The following is a 19,427-nucleotide window of genomic DNA, read 5'->3' as shown; positions in this document are numbered from 1 at the left end:
AAGGAGTTAAGATTTTTATGACAATACTTATCTAAGCGCTGAGTTAATCACACTCACATGGTTAATTAAATCGAGTCCCAAATCGGTTAAGTAGCCTCCATCTGGGCTGTCAGTAATGCCCTTATCATAAAGACGTTGTGCTGCATCTCTAATTGAACTTTCGGCATCGGAGTGAATTTTAATTCCCTGCATTTGTGAATTACGAGGAAATTTTGCAAGTAGGGTTAGTTCGTCGATCATATTTTTATCAAATTGCATGTGTTCACCTTTTTATTATTTATTCCTTGTCATAAGCTTAGTGTAGTTATACAAATCTGCCCAACGGGAGAGGTATTTTGTTAAAGAAAATTTTACTGTTAAGCACTTTGTTTATTTTAGTATTTTTAAATAAAGCACTAGCAAAGGAAAATCCAGTGATTGTGCTCGACGGTCAAGAAGCATTGAACAACCAAAAAGTCTGTTGGTATGAAAATAAACGCTATACCGAAGGTGCTTATATTTCTGTTGGTGACATTACGTTAATATGCACCGCCAAACAGCCTAATTTTTCAAACAGTGATTTAGCTTGGCTAAGACTTAATGCTAATGGCGAGATTATTTATCCGAAACAAGCTAAAACGATTCATGTCAATTAGCTTAAAACCAGCATATAGGTTACTATTGCGCGGTTGCAAATAACCTAAGATTTATCATGGACAATCAACCAAACAATCCATTACATGGCGTTAAATTAGCTGACATAGTTACTAAACTGGTAGAAAAACTTGGTTGGGACGGGATGGCAGCGCACGTCGATGTACGCTGCTTTCAAAATGACCCAAGTGTAAAGTCGAGTCTTAAATTTTTACGAAAGACCCCTTGGGCACGTGAAAAAGTAGAACAGTTATATATTGATACCATTATCAATAGTGACCATGCCGATGATGGCTCTTTCCAGTGGAAAAGCATTAAAAAGTAATCATTGCTAATCTTCAGCAGCTACAATCACCGAAAGCGATTTCGGTGATATCTCAACATCTAGTTTATCCGCTGTTTTTACCTCACCATCAATAACATAGCTCAAGCCATCTTCTGCGCTCACAGTCACTCGTTTAGCATTTGTGTGATGACTATTAATTGCGAAACTTGTTTGGGTTATACTTGAAAACACTAACTCCGCTATGCTTAAAGTACTCGCTTTAGAGTCGGCACTGGGTGTTAACCAGTTTACATCAAGTAAACCATCTTGATGATCTGGCTGCCCTGCAGATTGAGCAAGTAACGTGGTAAATGGCGCGGCATTGGCAATGATTAAACTTGTAGTATTAATGGTTTTCAGCTCGTTATCGTCAATGGTAACATCGTAGTCTTGCGCTTCATGCTCGCCTAATGCTTGCCAAAAGCCCTGTAAATATGCCAGTTGACCTGACTCATTTTTTGCATCTCGATGCGCTTTTTCGATCATTTTTTGTTCAAAACCGATGCCCACTAGTAACAACATACGCTCGCCATTACAAACTGCAGTATCAATACGACTATCTTGACCTTCAATAATGAGCTCACAAGCCTGCTCTACTGGTATAAGTTTAGACTTAATACCCATTAAAACATGGGCAAGCGCATTAGCAGTACCCAAAGGAATAATGCCTAGTTTACAATCAGTATTAACAAGCACACTTGCAACTTCAGTTACTGTACCATCACCACCACAAGCAATAACCACATCAGGGCTTAACTCTAGGGCTTCTTTTGCTAGTTGAGTACCATCGACTTCTTCTGAAGTTGTATAAACGGTTAAATCGTAATACTCAGATAAGCGTGATGTTATTTGCTTACGTTTTGATTCCCAAAGCTTTGTGCCTGATACTGGGTTAGCAATAAGTACGGCTTTATTCTTTATTAATAAGTCACCAGAGCGATGTCGGCGAACAAGATGACGCAGCTGACGCTTATTTAGATTGGCTGTTTGTCGAGTCTCTTTAATTTGTGCGAGAATTTGATGTACATCTGCATCTTTATTTTGGCTAAGTAAGTAAGCTGCCATTACAAATACTGAGCGTCCTCGACCCAGTGCACAATGCACAACGACACGTCTATCTGCTTTTACTTGATGGTCAATCCAATTAATGGCTTGATGTAATTGGGCACGAGTAGGTACACTGTGATCAAGTACAGGAATATTTAAATAACGAATATTCTCTTGTGTTGAAGACCATTCAAGGCCATCAAATTCGCATGTTACATCTAAAATAGCCGTAATACCCATTTCTTTCATTGAGTCTATATCTGAAGGAAATAACCGACAGGCTAAAAATAAATGTTCATTAATTTGTTGTAGTGGCGGAACTTTGTCGTGCTTTCTCGACCATGCGTTATAAAGTTGTGCTCCCAACAAAAAGGGAATAAATGCCCAACGGATGTAGATGGGTATCACTCCGTTTTCTCGTTTTCTGAAAATACGTGCGATATTAAAAAAGTAAGCGCCGCTAACTAAAAGCAACGACAGAGCAGTCCAATAAAAGAACAGCGCAAAATACACAGTTTCAACCATAATAGCCGCAATTATAAATACAATCGCTAGTGCCAAGTAACTAAAAGCTGCCCACATAATCACTCCTTGTTATTCTAATTGAATAGAACAATGCAAATTTCACTCCAGTTAAATCTACTTGTTAAACACTATTGGCTTTTTAAAATCAATGACTTAGATTCAAACTGAAAACTTACCCTTTAAGTTTAGGACATTTTTTCACAACTTTTTGAATAACTTACAATTATTTACATACGCAAAATATCATAAATTTTAAGGCTGGCTTTCTCTAATAGTCTAAAATTAAAGTTAAGCACACTAGACATTTATATTTAGTGAAGCTTATTTTAAAAACTTAAATCAATCCTGAGCCTAATTCGTTATGAAATACGATGACCACACGCTACTTAATTTTCTTGCAGCAGAATACGTTCTAGGCACATTACATGGCCATGCCCGAGATAGATTTAGCCGCTTAATGCGAACCTCACCAAGAGCTCGCTACGCAACCTCATTATGGCAAAGGTATATAAAAAATTTAGAAAACGCGATTGAATCTAACCCACCCGATCAACAAGTATGGGATAAAATATCAAAAAGAATTGACCCGATACTTTTACCGGCAGAAAAGAAAGCAAAAGGCTTTAACTTTGTAATTTTTAATGCTTGGGCGGCTATTGCCTCTGCGGCGTGCGTTGTATTGGTTTTGATTACTTGGCAACCGCAAGAGTCATTTAGCGATAAAATCAGTCATTCAGTTACATTTTATGATTCATCAAATAAGCCTCTTTGGAATTTAGATATAAGCGATCACAGTATTTTACTTAAAGCGGCTAGTGATATGAGTATACAAACTGATTATGACTACCAGTTATGGATCCGTTTAAAAGGCTACCCCAACGCTATTCCTATTGTTTTATTACCAAAAACAGATAGCAAAGAAATTGCCCGCAATGCATTATTTAAACCGCAAAATATTGCGTTGCTAGCAATAAGCCGCGAGCCGACTGGCGGTTCACAATCAGGCTCCCCAAGTGAAATTATTTATACAGCTAAACTTAACGTTAATTAACCATACACAGCCTAAAGATTCATTATTAAAACACGAGCAAAGCCACTATTTCTAAGACAGATGACCTAGCCGTTAAACCTTTGTACTTGCTATAGTAACAGCCCCTTTTTACTTATCTTAAATAAATGCGGTCATTCGAGCATAAGACTTGCCCGCCTGTATTATCTCAGGAATAAAAATGAAAAAGTCGTTGTTGTTTACGCTATTTCTATTGATTTTTAGTTTTACCAGTTATGCCCACCAGCAAAGCACCGCTTACCTTACTTTAGAACAACAAACGAGTCATACACTTTCATTAACTGGCTCTTGGCAAGCCTCTGTGACTGATCTCGATAAAGCAGTAAACTTCGATAAAAATCAGGATAATGTAATTGCATGGCATGAAATTACCTCTCAGCAGCAAGCAATTTTTAACTATCTAAATAGCCATTTGATTGTTTTACAGCAACAACTAAGCTGCAAGATCGCTTTTGAAGGTGAGCTCAGCGTGAATAACCACTTTAATCAATCGTACATTCATGTGCCACTACAAGTAGATTGCCCTTCTGATAGTTCAATAACGATTAATTACACTGCCTTGTTTGAATTAGATGAGCATCATCAAGCAATTGCTGCTATTGCTAACTCAAGCCGCGTGTTTACAGAAAACACGCCAAAACAAGTTATCAACTTTAAAGAGCAAAGCTTTATCACAACATTTGTTGAATATGTACAGCAAGGCATATTACATATTTGGATGGGCACAGATCATATTTTGTTTTTAATCGCTCTATTGCTTGGCTGTGTATTGGTGCGTAAGCAAGGTGAGTGGCAACGTGTCGAGTCAAAAAAACAAATCCTTGTCGATACAGCGTGGATCATCACTGCATTTACGCTCGCTCACTCAATGACCCTCACAGCAACTGCAATGAATATCATATCGCCAAACACACGTTGGGTAGAATTAGGTATCGCGCTTTCAGTTTTATTTGCTGCCGTTAATAACATCTGGCCGATGATTGTACGTTTAGGTTGGATCACCTTCTGCTTTGGTCTATTGCATGGTATGGGATTTGCGAGTGTATTAGGTGAGCTTGGCTTATCGAATGAATACCAGCTAATGAGTATTTTAGCGTTTAATTTAGGGGTTGAGATAGGTCAACTAGTTATTTTAGCCATTTGTTTACCGCTACTAATGCTACTTAGAAATAATCCCTGGTATAAAAAAGCCATTATGCCAGCAGGATCAGTGCTAATTGCAATTATGGCAATTCAATGGTCTATAGAGCGCTTTTAATGAGCGCTCTATTCAAATGGTAACAATAGAGTTTTCATTGCGGGGCGAAGAGCTTTTAGTAACTCATCAGTATCGAGGTCAGGGTTGAGCATTTTACGCAGTAAAAGGCCGCCCATCACAGAAAACATAACTTCAATACGAGCATTCACTTCATCAAGTGCCGTCCCTTGTAAAGGTCCTCTGTCACCAACTAATAAGTCACGCATAGAATCACGAGCATGGCTATCTGACTCACGTAATAAATTAGCCACTTTTTCATTGCGTGCAGCTTCTGCGAGCATTTCTAAATCAAGAGCACCTTGATTTAAATCGGTATGGCGTTCAACACCTCTACCCAGGCCATCAAGCAATACAGTGACACGATCGCCGGGTTTATCTGCAAATTCTTTAAAAATTGAGAACATTTCTTCCATGTCACGTTCGACAATTGATTCTATAATTGCCTCTTTGCTGGCGAAGTAATTATAGATATGGCCAGCGCTCATGCCTGCGGTTTTAGAAATTTCCGCCATTCCTGCGCCATGGTAGCCCTTACGTCGAAAACAATCAGCCGCGGCACAGAGCACTTGATTACGTCTTGCTTCGGCAAGAGCAGGGTCATTGTGTCTTTTCGTTTTTTGCGTCATGGTTTCTCCAAGCTTTACTGACTACAGTTAACTTTAATTTAAACAAGGTTTACAGGATCTTAATCTTTGCGGAGAGTCAAAACAACTAAGAACCTGCAAAACCTTAAATAAATTATGCTTTTGCAGATTTATTGCACAGCTTTTTGTGCATTCCAGCCGCCACCGAGTGCTTTATACAAATGAATTTGGCTCGCCAGATACGCTTGCTTACCTAATATTAACTGTTGCCCAGCACTGTACCAATTTCGTTGTGCGTCCAATACTTGCAAGTAACTGTCTGCGCCCTTTTGAAAACGAGCATCCGATAAAGTAAAAGATAGCTCATTACTTTGATACAAGTCATTGAGGGCATCTAACTGATGCATATAACCTTCACGATCAGCAAGGGCATCAGAGACTTCTTTGAATGCTTGCTGTATGGTTTGCTCATAGCTGGTTAGTGCTATTTCTTGCTGAGATTGTGCAACATCAAGGTTGGCTTGGTTGCGGCCCATGTTAAAAATAGGCAAATTGATAGATGGTACAAAACTCCATGTGCCTGAACCTGAATCAAAAAGATTACTTAAGTCAGCAGAAGCCGTACCCGCATTCGCGGTTAAACTGATGCTTGGATAGAATGCCGCTTTTGCCACCCCAATATTTGCATTGGCTGCAAGTAAATCATGCTCAGCAGCCTTAATATCTGGTCGTTGAGTAAGCAGTTCTGACGGCAAACCAACCGGCACATCTGGTAAGCTCAGTACATCATCTATACTTTCAGTTGGTAATAAATCCGCAGTGACGGTTTTACCCACTAAAAAGTCGAGCGCATTTTTATCGCGCTTTAACAAGCGCTGATAATTCGCAATATCGACCTTAGCCGTTGCCACAGTACTCTCAAGTTGTGATAGCGTTAACTGAGAAGCAGCGCCAAGAGCAAATGTTTTACGAGTTAGCTCTAAAGACTCTTGCTGAGACTTTAAAGTCTCGTTGGCGAGCGCCAACAGCTCTTTGTCCGTCGCATAGTTAAGCCATGCATTCACTAATTCTGAAATCAAACTAATGCGCACACTGGTTAAACTATATTCAGCTGCATAGAGGTTTTGTAAAGCTTGTTCAGATTGGTTACGTACTTTACCCCAAAGGTCAATTTCATAAGCAGTTAAGCCAACTGTAGCTGAATAATTTTCAGAAATAGTTGCTTGGCCAGTACCAGATAAATCAGCAGGAAGACGCTGACGCGTACCCGACGCATTTAGATCAATGCTTGGGTATAACGCTGAATCTTCAATCTGGTACATTGCTCTTACCTGCTGCACATTTAGTGCAGCAGTTTTGATGTCTTTGTTGTTTTCAAGTGTTAGCGCAATCAACTGTTGAAGTTGCGTATTACTGAAAAATGACTGCCAATTTAGTGCATTGATATCACCTGCTGTACCTTGGATATCATAGTTTTGTGCAACGGGTAATTCACGTTGCTCCATATCTGGCGCCATATTACAGGCAGATAACATAAGTGCAGCAACAGACACTGAGATAAGTTTTACTTTCATTATACCTGCTCCTCATTGTTTGACTTTGTTTTGCCAGGGAATACACGACGCACTAGTACAAAAAACAATGGCACAAACAACACAACTATGGTCGATGACGCAAGTGTACCGCCAATAACAGCAATACCTAGCGCATTTTGTGCACCTGAACCTGCACTTGATGCAATTGCAAGAGGTAGTACACCGCACACAAATGCCATTGATGTCATAAAGATTGGACGTAAACGCAGGCGAATGGCTGCCACGGCTGCATCGACAAGCTTCATACCTTCATCCATTTTATGAATAGCAAACTCTACAATCAAGATGGCATTTTTTGATGCAAGACCAATAGTGGTTAATAGACCAACTTGTAGATAAATATCATTTGATAAGTTAAATACAAATGAGGCAATCGAAGCACCAAATACCCCTAGCGGTACAATCAGCATAACCGCCGCAGGGACTGACCAGCTCTCGTATAACGCCGCTAGACATAAGAATACAACCAGCAATGAAAGTGCATAAAGTAATGGTGCTTGACCACCACTTAAACGTTCTTCATATGAAATACCTGTCCATTCGAACGACACACCAGGCGGTAACTTCTTAACCATTTTTTCAACTTCGGTCATCGCTTGGCCAGTACTGTAACCCGGCGCTGCAGCACCTTGGATTTCCATCGCAGAGAAGCCATTATAGCGCTCAAGACGCGGTGAGCCATAAGTCCAATATGAATGAGCAAACGCAGTAAATGGTACCATGTCACCATTTGCATTACGTACATACCACTTATCTAAGTCTTCTGGCACCATGCGCGATTCAGGTGTGCCTTGTAGGTACACTTTTTTCACGCGACCACGGTCAATAAAGTCATTTACATAGCTACTACCCCAGGCCGTCGATAACGTGTTATTAATGTCTGCTTGAGTAAGACCTAACGCTTCTGCTTTCGCTAAATCTATATCAAGCTCAAGCTCTGGTTTATCTTCTTGACCATTAGGACGTACACCTGATAGCACTGGGTTTTGCGCAGCCATACCTAAAAACATATTTCGTGCTTCAAGTAATTTCTCGTGACCTAAGCCAACTCGGTCTTGAAGGTATAATGTAAAACCATTTGCAGTGCCAAGCTCGACAACAGCTGGTGGTGGAAAAGCAAACACGAATGCTTCTTTAATCGTTGAGAAGTATCCCATGGCTTTACCAGCAACCGCCCCCACTGATAGATCTGGGCGCTGACGCTCATCCCAATGTTTTAAACCAACAAAACCGATTGCCGCGTTTTGACCCGAACCTGCAAAGCTAAAACCTGTTACCGTAAAGATAGATTTAACCGCTTCTGATTGATCTTCTAAGAAGTGGTGTTCCATCTTTTCAACAACTTTTAAGGTTTGCTCTGTTGTCGCACCTGCAGGTAGGCTTACTTGGTTAAACAAAATACCTTGGTCTTCATCTGGTAAGAATGCCGATGGTAATTGTGAGAAAATAAACACCATGCCACCCACAATTAAACCGTAAATAAGTAAATAGCGTTTACTGTGTTTGATCATGCGAGACACAAAACCTTGCGCACCCGAGTTTGTTTTATCAAAACCACGGTTAAAACCAAGGAAGAAACGACCAATAAATGATTTATTATTGTGAACATGGCTTGGTTTTAAGATGGTCGCACAAAGCGCTGGCGTTAAAATCAATGCAACCAGTACTGATAAGCTCATCGCTGTGACCAAGGTAATTGAGAACTGGCGATAAATAACACCGGTTGAGCCAGGGAAGAACGCCATAGGCACAAATACTGCTGAGAGCACCATCGCAATACCAACAAGCGCACCTTTGATTTCGTCCATTGATTTACGTGTTGCTTCAAGTGGAGACAAGTTCTCTTCGGTCATTACACGTTCAACGTTTTCAACGACGACGATTGCATCATCAACCAGTAGACCAATAGCAAGCACCATAGCAAACATAGTTAAGGTATTAATAGAGAAGCCAAAAACCTGTAAGATAGCAAACGTACCTAGCAATACCACAGGCACTGCAATAGTAGGAATAAGTGTTGCTCTGAAGTTCTGTAAGAATAAGTACATTACCAAGAACACCAGCACGACAGCTTCAATCAGCGTACTGACTACTTTCTCAATTGAAAGTGATACGAATGGCGTTGTATCGTAGGGAACAACCGTTTTTAAGCCTTCAGGGAAGAAAGGCTCAAGCTCTGCAAGTGCAGCTTTTACGCCATCTGCTGTATCAAGTGCATTAGCACCGCTGGCAAGCTTAACACCTAAGCCTGATGCTGGTTTACCGTTAAAACGAGCTACAACACCGTAGTTTTCACCACCTAGTTCAACATCTGCAACGTCACTTAAACGAACAACTGAACCATCAGTATTAGTTTTTACAAAGATATTTCTAAATTGCTCAGGTGTTTGTAAACGGCTTTGTGCAGTCACTGTCGCATTAAGTTGCTGGCCACTCACTGCTGGCAAGGCACCCAGTTGACCTGCCGAAACCTGTGCATTTTGGGCACTGATTGCTGCACTAATATCAGCAGGAGTTAACGAGTACTTGAGTAATTTAGCTGGGTCTAACCAAATACGCATTGCATACTGAGAACCAAACAGCTGTACTTCCCCGACACCGTTAACCCGAGAGATAATATCAAGCACATTTGATGAAACATAATCACCGATATCGATGTTGTTCATACTACCGTCTTCAGAAACAAATCCTACAACCATTAGGAAGTTACGTGCTGATTTTGCAACCGAGACACCTTGACGTTGAACTTCTTCTGGTAATAACGGTGTTGCCAACGACAGCTTGTTTTGTACTTGAACCTGTGCGATATCTGGGTCTGTATCCGCAGTAAAGGTTAACGTTAGAGTAGCTGAGCCATTAGATTCTGACGTTGACGACATGTAGAGCAAGCCATCTAGCCCTTTCATTTTTTGTTCAATAACCTGTGTAACCGTATCTTCTAGAGTACGGGCCGACGCACCAGGGTATGAGGCTTGAATACTAATTGCAGGCGGTGCAATTGATGGATATTGCGCAACTGGCAAACTTCTAATTGCTAAGATACCTGCCAGCATAACTACGATAGCAAGTACCCATGCAAATATGGGCCGATCAATAAAAAATCGTGACATTAAGTTTCTCCGTTACTGGCTGTTAGCTGCTGATTCTGCAGGCATTGCATTGACTGGTGCACCTGGGCGGATTTTCTGTAAACCTTCAACAATCAACTTATCGCCATTGTTTAGGCCGTCTGTCACTAACCAGTTTGAACCAACAGTACGATCAGTTTTAAGCACGCGTGCTTCTGCGGTGTTGTCTTTGCTTACAACCATGGCAGTAGGCTCACCTTTGGTATTTCTACTGACACCGCGCTGCGGTGCTAAAATCGCATCATTTTTGACACCTTCAACAATCACTGCGCGAACATACATACCAGGCAGAAGTAATTTTTCAGGATTAGGAAATTCAGCACGTAAGGTGACTGAACCAGTGCTTGGGTCAACCGTTACTTCTGAGAATTGTAACGTGCCTTTATGTTGATAAGTGCTGCCATCTTCCATCTTTAATTCAACTTTTGAATGTAAAGCAGCATCTTTATCAAGTTCACCGGCAGCGATCGCTTTTTTCAAACGTGTTAATTCACTGCTCGATTGAGTTAAATCAACATAAATAGGATCTAGCTGAGTAATTGTTGCTAACGCAGTTGCTTGATTAGCGCTAACTAGGGCACCTGCTGTTACATCTGATTTGCCAATTTGGCCGCTAATTGGTGCTAATACTTTGCTATAGTTCAAGTTAATTTCAGCTGTTTTAAGCTGTGCCTGAGCTGTTAGTAAGTCTGCTTTTGCACCTTTATATGCAGCATCTGCTTCATCATAATCTTGTTGGCTTACAGCTTTGATACTCAACAACTCTTTGTAACGTTCAGCTTTTGCTTTGGCATTAGCAATACTTGCTTGAGCTTTAGAAATAGCAGCTTTACTGGTAGCTACTTCAGCTTCAAATGTAGACGGATCAATTTGATATAAGGCTTGGCCCTTTTCAACTTCAGCACCTTCAACGAACATACGCGACTGGATAATACCGTTAACCTGCGGACGAATTTGCGCGATACGTGAAGCAGCAACACGACCTGGTAATTCTTTAGTTAGCGTAAGAGGTTTGCTTTGCATCTCAATAACGCCAACAGGTACAGCTTGAGCTGCCTGCGTTTGCCCTTGAGCCGATTCTGATTGGCCGCAGCCTGATAATAAAACAGCACCAGCCAAAGCTGACACTGCAAAAAATGGAATGCGAGAGCGCTGCATGTGTATTTCCTTAGTTTAGAGTGAACGATCATTCTAAACTAAAAAAGGCACAGATCAACCATATTTAAATAACTTTACATTAAATAAATAACTTGCTGTAAAGCATGTTTTGTTCAAAAGAAATAAAACGAATAGAAGGTTTGATATTATAACTGATAGCTTGTTAAAAAAATCGTTTTAAAACTATCAGTTATACTAAATTCGCTAGATTAACTGAGCTCTTCGCCTAAGCACATACCCATTGCACGAGCGCTTGAAATTAACGAGTGTTCTAAAGGAATAACACGATATTCAGAGGTAGCTTCTTTTAAACTGATTGGTTTAATTTCTCCGTCTTTACTGACAGGTATAAAACCAAATCGGCCTTGTTTAACAAGCTCGAATGCTTGCACACCAAATTCGGCTGCTAATACTCTATCGAACGCATTAGGTGTACCACCGCGTTGAATATGACCTAGTACTGTCACTCTCACATCTAGATCAAGTGCGACTCGTATTTGTGAAGCCAAATGCTCTGCAATACCACCAAGAATTGGGTTTTCATAACCAAACTCATTTGATTGTTTACTCACTACACTGCCAGCAAGTGGTTTAGCCCCCTCTGAAATGACAATATTGGCAAATCCATGCCCTTTGTCAAAACGTGATTTAAGTTTTGCTTTAATCGCTTCAATATCGTAAGGAATTTCTGGAATAAGGGCTACTTCAGCGCCTGCTGCAATTGCTGAATGCAAACAAATCCAACCTGCATCGCGACCCATGACTTCAGTTACAATCACCCGGTTGTGACTTTGTGCTGTTGGTATTAATCGATCAATGGCTTCTGTGGCGGTGTCGACAGCAGTCTGAAAACCTATTGTGTAATCAGTGCCATATAAATCATTATCAATGGTTTTTGGCACGCCGACAATATTTAAGCCATGCTCAAATAGATGCTGAGATACTCTGTGTGAACCATCACCACCAATATTAATAACGGCATCAAAACCAAGTTGCTTAATAATACTAATTAACTCATCAGAGCGGTCAATAAACACTTGTTCACCCGCTATTTCAGCAGGAAATGCGGTTGGGTTCCCTTTATTAACGGTTTCTAGAATTGTTCCACCTCGAACATGAATACCCGCCACCACTTCACTCGTTAAGTGTATAATATCATTTGGTTTTTCAAGCACACCACAATATGCTCTTCGGCTACCATACACCTGCCAATTACCATCATGTTCGGCTGCTTTAACCACCGCTCTGATCACCCCATTAAGCCCAGGGCAATCACCCCCACTTGTTAATAGCAGTAATTTTTTCATCGTGTTACCAACTTCGTTCACTGATTAATTACAGATTAGCTTATATATTGAACTTTCGCGTATGACTTACATCAACTAAAACGCGGTTTTTTATGTGTAGAAAACAGCGCCACAAAAAGCACTAGTAATACATACTTAGGCAAACTAGTCAGTAAAGTGGTGTTATCAATATTTGCAGAAAAGGTGTTAACAGCAAAATATAAATGCAGCGCTAAAAATGGTGTCAGCAATATAAAATATGAATACGCTTTGTCTCTAAGATACAGCGACTTACTAATGAGTAAAAACACTAAAAGTAAAGCTAATAAAGGAAGGCCTAAAGTAACGATATCAACCATTGATAAAGCAAAGTTAGGTGACAATTCATAAAGGGCTGAAAGTACTTCAGTTGGAATCGCAATAGCTGATCCATAGCCTATAACGGGTATAGATAAATAGGCAAATAAACAGCCAAAAATAGATAAAAGTAGTACGTTATATTTCATAACTCCATTCCATGGTTTGTTCATTATTAGTCTTACGCTAACTAATAATGAACAAATAATCCACTACTTTTTCAGTATCTTATACTGTTAAAAGGTCTTAACTTTAAAGGCTAGGTTTTCTACCGCACAGCCTGTACTGCTTGTGTTTACACGGTAGTAATGAGTGTTTTCAGTAGCATTTAAATCCAATAAAAACTCATCATGCTGTGCTACTGCTTGTTGCTCTTGTGTTAAACACATAGCTTGTACAAGCGAGCGTAATTTAGCATCTGAAAATATGGTGCCGAAACGCTGCATCGGCAGTGGCGGAATTTTAATACTAGGGAGTGCATTATCAACAGTTCGTTTAGCTAAGTTAAAGCCATCCTTTGTTACATCAATAACCGTACCTGCAGGCCAATAACTAATAGCTCCGCTATTTTTAGCGTCTGATTGAACATGCACAACACCGCTTTTACCAATAACAGTCATTAAGGAAGTTCCACCAGCTCGTATTGATACAAGCGCTGTAGTTTCATCAACCCCAAAGCCATGTTTTTGCCCTGTATCTGCCAATAATCTAGCTAAACGCATTGTTCTGTTGCGCTCGCTAAAGTGTGTATCAAGAACACCGTACGTAAAGCTACCTAGCCCACCTTGTTTTTCATAAGTTAGGCTATCAGACGAAAGCTTATTACTGCACTCATTTTCACAGCGCTCACTTGGAGGTGAAACAGCAAACGAGCCTTCTCTCATTGCCGCTAAACTTGTACCATTTGAAATCATCGGCACTGAACCATATTCATTTTTACCACCACTTTGCACAGCAGTGCCTGCACTTGTGCCAACAAGTAATGGTCTTTGTAAAATTGCGTGAGTCCAAGGATATTGCTTACCGTTAACATCAAACAGTACTTTTCTGGTTAAACTCTGATCGCCACCGTTAAACATCATCCCCGTCGCGTTTTCAATTAGCTTAACTAAATGATCTACCCCTTTATCACAAAGCACTTTTTCGGCCTTAATTCGATCAGGGTAAATAGTCTCACGGTTAAAAACCCCCATAGAGTCAGTGCGTAAAGAATCCAAACTTTCACATTGCTTACTCGTAATCGCTTTTGCTAAGGCGGGGGTTAGAGGTAACCAGCTTGATTCTACCCCCTTAAAGTTTAATAGCCCTTCATAAAAGTCAGCTGATTCATATGGATCTCGGCTAGAGGCTGTAACAGCCAAAATTGTTGGTGATTTGGTGGTTGTTTTTAATGAAGCAGCAACAAAATCTAAAATATCTGTAGTAGAGGTTTCTGTAGTTAAGTCTTTATACACTCGCTCTGTAATTCTTTGTTTTTGTGTATTAAGAATAACAACTTCTAATATATCAAATACGTAATTAAATTCATTTTCAGATAGAGACGATAGCACCTGATTATCAAGATCTCGCCAAGCCCATAACAAAGTTGCTTTACTGACTTTTTGGAACTCTTTATGTGTTAATTTATTTAATACAGCAACAACATGGTCTCGGTGCTTTGTATTGTTGTTAGGCCAAAATTGGTCAATTTTTTTAATTGATTGTTTTGTTACGCTAAAAACATTCTCTTGCTTACCGATTATGCTTTCTTTTGTTGAGCAATTCTTTGGTTTGCTACTTGAACAGATTTCTAGGTCACTACCAACCATAACTAAGGTTTGATTTGCAGGCTCAGCAAAACATAATGACGGAAGTAACGCAGTACCTGCAAGTAATGCACTGCGAGAAAATAAGGATAACTTTTTAAAAATGCGCATGTATCGGTATTTAGCTGTATAAAATTAACAAAAGTATACCGACTTTTTAGATTGCTGAAAATGAAAGATAGAGGCGCATTATGCGCCTTCATTGCTAGTGATTCTAGATACTAATAGTTGCTCAACTTTCACCCCTTCAACATCGACAACCTCAAACTTATAGCCAGCAAAGTTTATAAACTCTGCACGCTTTGGCAGGCGTTTCATGGTGTAGATCAAAAATCCTGCGACTGTTTCGTAATGAGACTGTTCTGGGAACTCTTCAATTTCAAGTACCTTTGCAAGCTCTACCACTGGGGTTAAACCATCAACTAACCAGGATGAATTATCACGTTGAATAATTAACTCTTCACCTTGATGGCTAATTAAATCGCCCATGAACCCTTTCATTAAATCTTTAACAGTGACAATACCGACCATTAGCGCATATTCATTAACCACAACGGCAAACGGCTCTGCCGCTTTTTTAAAGGTATTTAACGCCTCTGAAAGACTCAATGTTTCTGGCAGGTAGAAAATGTCGCGGCTTATCAATTCATTATCTATTTCGGCAGTTTGTCCTTTTAGTACTTTGCGCAAAATATCTTTTGATTCAACCGAACCAATTAATTTATCTAAACTGCCATCACACACTAAAAAGTGATTATGAGGGTGCTCAATTATTTTGGTTACTACTTCTTGAGCATCTGCTTTGACATCAAAAAACACAATTTGATCACGAGGCGTCATCACACTCGATAAAAAGCGGGCTTCTAAATCAAATACATTGCCAATTAACTCATATTCTTGTTGCTGCAAGCTGCCGTACTCTGCCCCTGCATCCATCATCGCGACGATGTCTTCTGTGGTAACAATATCTTCTCTCTCTGCAGGTACTTTAAACGCGCGTAAAACCAAATTAGTAATACCATTAAAGAAAACAACAAAAGGTGTTAGCGCAAAAGTAACCCAGCGCATAATAGATACCACATTAACAGCAACCGCCTCAGGCATAATCATCGCTAAGCGTTTTGGTAACAAGTCAGCAAATAAGATAAACAAAGAAGTAATACTAAAAAACGAAATCAAAAAGCTAACTTGGCTCAGTAACGGACCTTGATAAATCATCCCTAAAACTTGTTCGATATAAGGAGATAATGCTTGCTCACCAACAATCCCCCCCAAAATCGCAATCGCATTTAAGGCTATTTGTATCATCGCAAAAAATGCTCCAGGTTGCTCTTGTAAGCTAAGCACTGCTTGGGCTTTTTTATTTCCTTCGTCCACCATAACTCGTAATTTGATCTTACGAGATGCAGCAATCGCTATTTCGCTCATTGCAAACAATGCACTGATCAAAATTAAAATCATAATAATGAGTAAATCACTCATTGTAGCTCCTAATAATTAAGCGCATTCAGAGTGTTGAATGCAAACAACTTTTTGCTCGTTTAGGCTAGCTAGAGTTTGGCGAGAATGGACAAAAAGCAGCTGATTATAGCCACTTTGTAGCATTCAACAAGTGCTATTTTTAATCGTTAGCAGCAAAGCCTTTGTTTAATTTTTCAAGAGTCACAGGGTTGATGTTTTTATTGCAAGCGAAGTATAACTGAGGTGTTCCGACGGGCAGTTTTAATATCGGTTTTAAATCTTCAAGCGTGTTATCGCCATCACGTTCATATTTAAACTGTTCATCGCTGAGGATGACTAAATCTATACTTGAGCGTCTGCTTTTAAGCACATCATAAATGTTGTCAAAACTATCAAGTAAGATCAGCTGATTGCGCTCATCAAAGCCATTCTCTTTTAAGTATATGTGTGAATAGTTATTTTTTAAAACTGCAATTCGGTATTTTTTAGCTTCATCAATATTAGCTATTTTTACTTGTTCAGATTTAAAAGAATAAAATGACGCCGAAAAACCACCAATGCGGGCTATCCAATTAAATTTGTCTTCACGTGAAGGAAGCCTTGCCATAGAAAAGATACAGGTATTGCTGTCACGTAATGCTGCGTTATACGAAATTGACCAAGTGTTTACAGAAAGCTCATAATCCAATCCACTTTTTTCTAGACCTGATTTAACTTGATCAACCACAGTTCCAGTTAATACGCCGTTTTCATTTAGGTATTGAAAATTAGGGAAATTTTCGGTCACCACTGTAATTGCTGCAAAACAAGGTTGCAGAAATAGCAGCAATGACAGGGTTAGAATTGTGCGCATAATGAGCGATACCAAATAAATTATAATTATTTTTTATAATAATATAGCTCGAAGTTGCAGATATTGAAATATTATTTAGTAAAAAGGAATGAGCGGAAACGGGGTGTTTCCGCCCTAGAGTCAATTACTTATTTATTGCATTAATCAAAAATGCTGAGATTTTAGCACCTTCTCTAAGTGTTGTTTCAGAACTTGTTTGACCGATTAATGAGCTGTCTGTGAATGGCGCAATTTCCATCATGTCAGCACCAGTAATTGGGAACTCGTCAGCCAACGCAACTAGAATATCTAAAGCATGTTGTGGTGTTAAGCCACCTGCTTCTGGTGTCCCTGTCGCTGAAGCAAAACTTTCATCAAGTGCATCAATATCAAAGCTTACATAAAGCTCATCTACATTATCAGCCTTAAGTTGTGCAATTACCTCTTCAGCAACTGCTTTAGCACCACGTTCGATGATTTCGTGGGCCCAATGTTGTTTAACACCAAAAGTGTCTTCCCAATGTTGCTTAGGCTTACCACTAGAGCGAATACCAAATTGAATTAAATTACGCGGCGCCGGTAAATACTCAAGGATATGTGTACACCATGAACCAAAACATAAATCGATACCTAAACGTTCAACTAATAAGTCAGTATGAGCATCAAAGTGAATGATTGCGGTGCGTTTACCTGCATCACGTTTTGCTTTTAAGTAAGCTTTAGTCAGCGGGTAGCTAATTGAATGGTCGCCACCGATACCAAAAATACCCTTATCAGGATAGTTTGCATAAAAGCCATCACAAACATCTTCGGTGATAGACAAAGGTGATACATGGTATTCACTGTTTTCATCTGCATATAACGCTTTTTGGCAGTTTGTGATAGTCGCATCGTTAAGGTATTTATCATGTAATAAATGTGGGATTACACGTACATCACCCAAATCAAAAGCGCGAGCTTGAGGTTGTTGATCAATCAAAGTAGAGCGCAAAAACAATGGTCCCCAATTAGCACCACGTAAGATACCACCGCCACAGTCAGAGCTAATACCTAAAATAACGGCTTTGTGTTCAGAGTCAGTCAGTGTTTCAAGTGACTCTTTCCAAAGCACATCAACATTGTCTGTTTGGCCGTATAATTTAGTACGCAGCGCATCTTTACGTTCTTTTGCTGTATTGACTGTAAATACGCCATCGCCAGGAGGACAAAGACACTGACTTAGTTTTTCATGGAATGCTTTTTGTGTGTTACTCATCTCTACTCCGCTGATCATTATCTGCATATTCATGCGTAATAAAAAAAGTTACGCAATCAGGTTTGTGTATCGTTTAGATTTTTGAGGCTAAACAAATACTTGCCCAACCAAACTTATAACTCTCTGAAATTAAAAGGTTATAATTTTAATGCAGAAGAATTTAAACTGCTCTAGTCAAATAAGAGCGCTGTATTTGGGCAGGTATAACATGCGCGAAAAGAAAGTCAAATTTTGCGGCAACCTACTCGATTGCCGCTATAGATTTATATTCAAGCGAAGTGAATACTCATTATTCATAGCCTCTTGGCTTCTTGGTTTTGATAACGGCAATATACGCATGCCAGCTGGCGTAGCTCAATAAAGGCATAATGACAATAAAACCAGCAGTGCCAGTAATAAAGCCTACAAACACTAAGCACAGAATTAACCCAGCCCAAACAACCATGGCACCAAAATTTGTTTTAACCGCGTTCATAGAAGAAATTACCGCAGTCATAATATCAACACGGCGCTCCATCATAATTTGCGGGGTAAATGCAGAAATAGCGAATACAGTCACCAGCAAGATACCGCCGACAATACTGCCGAGCGTTAAGAATGCAGATAACTGCTCAAAAGTCGGGTTAACAACGTTCGGGTACAATGCATGAATAAGAGCTGCTAAACGCATCCATACAATCATAATCACCATTAACAACACGGCAAAGCCCCATTCACCTGCAGGGTTTCTGAACATCGATTTAAGACTGTGCATTAAAGTGGGCTTGTGACCTTTTTCAAGCTCCCAAGCAACATCATAAAGACCAGCGGCAAATGCAGGGCCTATTAGTGCAAAGCCAACTACGGCAGGTAAAATAACCAAGTGTGTATCAAACTGATAAACAAAATACATGATAGTCGCAGGTATCAAGGTAAATACTAATCCGTATACTAGACTTAGTATGGGAGCATTAGCGATATCTTTAAATGCGAGTGCCAACCAATGAAAAGGCGCACCGATTGAAATTTTCGAGCTTTCTAAACAGCGTGCAAACTCATGGTGTTTACTCATAGAAGATGAAGCAGGCATAATATATCCTCTTTTATCGTTACTTCTTTAGGTTTAGGTT

General features: G+C 39.8%; 17 protein-coding genes. 4 read left to right on the top strand and 13 right to left on the bottom strand.

The genetic code is table 11. The features are described 5' to 3' along the window. Window positions 1–27 precede the first annotated feature (27 nt). Window positions 28–258 (bottom strand): TIGR02647 family protein, encoded by a 231-nt coding sequence (locus HCZ11_RS00135; RefSeq protein ID WP_130052429.1) that lies wholly within the window; start codon window positions 256–258, stop codon window positions 28–30. 77 nt (window positions 259–335) lie between these two features. Between HCZ11_RS00135 and HCZ11_RS00130 the strand changes: the two genes are divergently transcribed. Together HCZ11_RS00130 and HCZ11_RS00125 are read left to right on the top strand one after the other, a co-directional pair. After that, window positions 336–635, top strand: coding sequence for a DUF1496 domain-containing protein (locus HCZ11_RS00130; protein WP_167657275.1), 300 nt, complete (start codon window positions 336–338; stop codon window positions 633–635). A 56-nt stretch (window positions 636–691) separates the two neighbouring features. Further along, a complete protein-coding gene (locus HCZ11_RS00125) occupies window positions 692–958 on the top strand; it encodes a VF530 family DNA-binding protein (protein WP_130052431.1) in 267 nt (88 codons plus the stop codon). Between the two features lie 6 nt (window positions 959–964). Here HCZ11_RS00125 and HCZ11_RS00120 read toward each other — a convergent pair whose 3' ends face one another. Beyond that, a complete protein-coding gene (locus tag HCZ11_RS00120; RefSeq protein WP_167657274.1) occupies window positions 965–2,587 on the bottom strand; it encodes a diacylglycerol kinase family protein in 1,623 nt (540 codons plus the stop codon). Window positions 2,588–2,891: 304 nt separating this feature from the next. Between HCZ11_RS00120 and HCZ11_RS00115 the strand changes: the two genes are divergently transcribed. After that, on the top strand, window positions 2,892–3,581 hold the full coding sequence (locus tag HCZ11_RS00115) for an anti-sigma factor (RefSeq protein ID WP_167657273.1): 690 nt from the start codon (window positions 2,892–2,894) through the stop codon (window positions 3,579–3,581). Window positions 3,582–3,759: 178 nt separating this feature from the next. Further along, window positions 3,760–4,857 (top strand): HupE/UreJ family protein, encoded by a 1,098-nt coding sequence (locus HCZ11_RS00110; protein ID WP_130052434.1) that lies wholly within the window; start codon window positions 3,760–3,762, stop codon window positions 4,855–4,857. A gap of 8 nt (window positions 4,858–4,865) precedes the next feature. Here HCZ11_RS00110 and HCZ11_RS00105 read toward each other — a convergent pair whose 3' ends face one another. The 11 genes from HCZ11_RS00105 to HCZ11_RS00055 all read right to left on the bottom strand — a co-directional run bounded on the left by HCZ11_RS00105 (window position 4,866) and on the right by HCZ11_RS00055 (window position 19,387). Beyond that, window positions 4,866–5,483 carry a TetR/AcrR family transcriptional regulator gene (locus tag HCZ11_RS00105; protein ID WP_130052435.1) on the bottom strand — a complete coding sequence of 206 codons (618 nt, stop codon included), beginning with the start codon at window positions 5,481–5,483 and terminating at the stop codon, window positions 4,866–4,868. Window positions 5,484–5,611: 128 nt separating this feature from the next. Continuing rightward, a complete protein-coding gene (locus tag HCZ11_RS00100) occupies window positions 5,612–7,015 on the bottom strand; it encodes an efflux transporter outer membrane subunit (RefSeq protein WP_130052436.1) in 1,404 nt (467 codons plus the stop codon). Further along, window positions 7,015–10,146 carry an efflux RND transporter permease subunit gene (locus tag HCZ11_RS00095; RefSeq protein WP_167657272.1) on the bottom strand — a complete coding sequence of 1,044 codons (3,132 nt, stop codon included), beginning with the start codon at window positions 10,144–10,146 and terminating at the stop codon, window positions 7,015–7,017. Before HCZ11_RS00095 ends, HCZ11_RS00100 begins: the two co-directional genes overlap by 1 nt. A gap of 12 nt (window positions 10,147–10,158) precedes the next feature. Further along, complete coding sequence (locus tag HCZ11_RS00090) at window positions 10,159–11,322, bottom strand: efflux RND transporter periplasmic adaptor subunit (protein WP_167657271.1); 1,164 nt, start codon at window positions 11,320–11,322, stop codon at window positions 10,159–10,161. Window positions 11,323–11,531: 209 nt separating this feature from the next. Beyond that, on the bottom strand, window positions 11,532–12,629 hold the full coding sequence (locus tag HCZ11_RS00085; protein ID WP_167657270.1) for a 6-phosphofructokinase: 1,098 nt from the start codon (window positions 12,627–12,629) through the stop codon (window positions 11,532–11,534). Window positions 12,630–12,700: 71 nt separating this feature from the next. Then, on the bottom strand, window positions 12,701–13,114 hold the full coding sequence (locus HCZ11_RS00080) for a hypothetical protein (RefSeq protein WP_167657269.1): 414 nt from the start codon (window positions 13,112–13,114) through the stop codon (window positions 12,701–12,703). Window positions 13,115–13,201: 87 nt separating this feature from the next. Next, complete coding sequence (locus HCZ11_RS00075; RefSeq protein WP_167657268.1) at window positions 13,202–14,881, bottom strand: cyanophycinase; 1,680 nt, start codon at window positions 14,879–14,881, stop codon at window positions 13,202–13,204. Window positions 14,882–14,959: 78 nt separating this feature from the next. Then, window positions 14,960–16,252: a hemolysin family protein gene (locus HCZ11_RS00070; protein ID WP_167657267.1), complete on the bottom strand. Its 1,293-nt coding sequence runs from the start codon at window positions 16,250–16,252 to the stop codon at window positions 14,960–14,962. Between the two features lie 139 nt (window positions 16,253–16,391). Continuing rightward, the gene (locus tag HCZ11_RS00065; protein ID WP_167657266.1) at window positions 16,392–17,084 is read right to left on the bottom strand and encodes an ABC transporter substrate-binding protein; all 693 of its coding nucleotides are present in this window, start codon (window positions 17,082–17,084) and stop codon (window positions 16,392–16,394) included. Window positions 17,085–17,208: 124 nt separating this feature from the next. After that, window positions 17,209–18,318 carry an arginase family protein gene (locus tag HCZ11_RS00060; RefSeq protein ID WP_130052444.1) on the bottom strand — a complete coding sequence of 370 codons (1,110 nt, stop codon included), beginning with the start codon at window positions 18,316–18,318 and terminating at the stop codon, window positions 17,209–17,211. A gap of 289 nt (window positions 18,319–18,607) precedes the next feature. Next, complete coding sequence (locus HCZ11_RS00055; protein WP_130052445.1) at window positions 18,608–19,387, bottom strand: DUF2189 domain-containing protein; 780 nt, start codon at window positions 19,385–19,387, stop codon at window positions 18,608–18,610. Window positions 19,388–19,427 lie beyond the last annotated feature (40 nt).

This window comes from Pseudoalteromonas sp. HF66 (genome assembly GCF_011806445.1).
Taxonomy (GTDB): Bacteria; Pseudomonadota; Gammaproteobacteria; order Enterobacterales; family Alteromonadaceae; genus Pseudoalteromonas; species Pseudoalteromonas apostichopi.
Note: the sequence above shows the minus strand (reverse complement) of the source record. Positions and strands in the feature narration are given on the sequence as shown.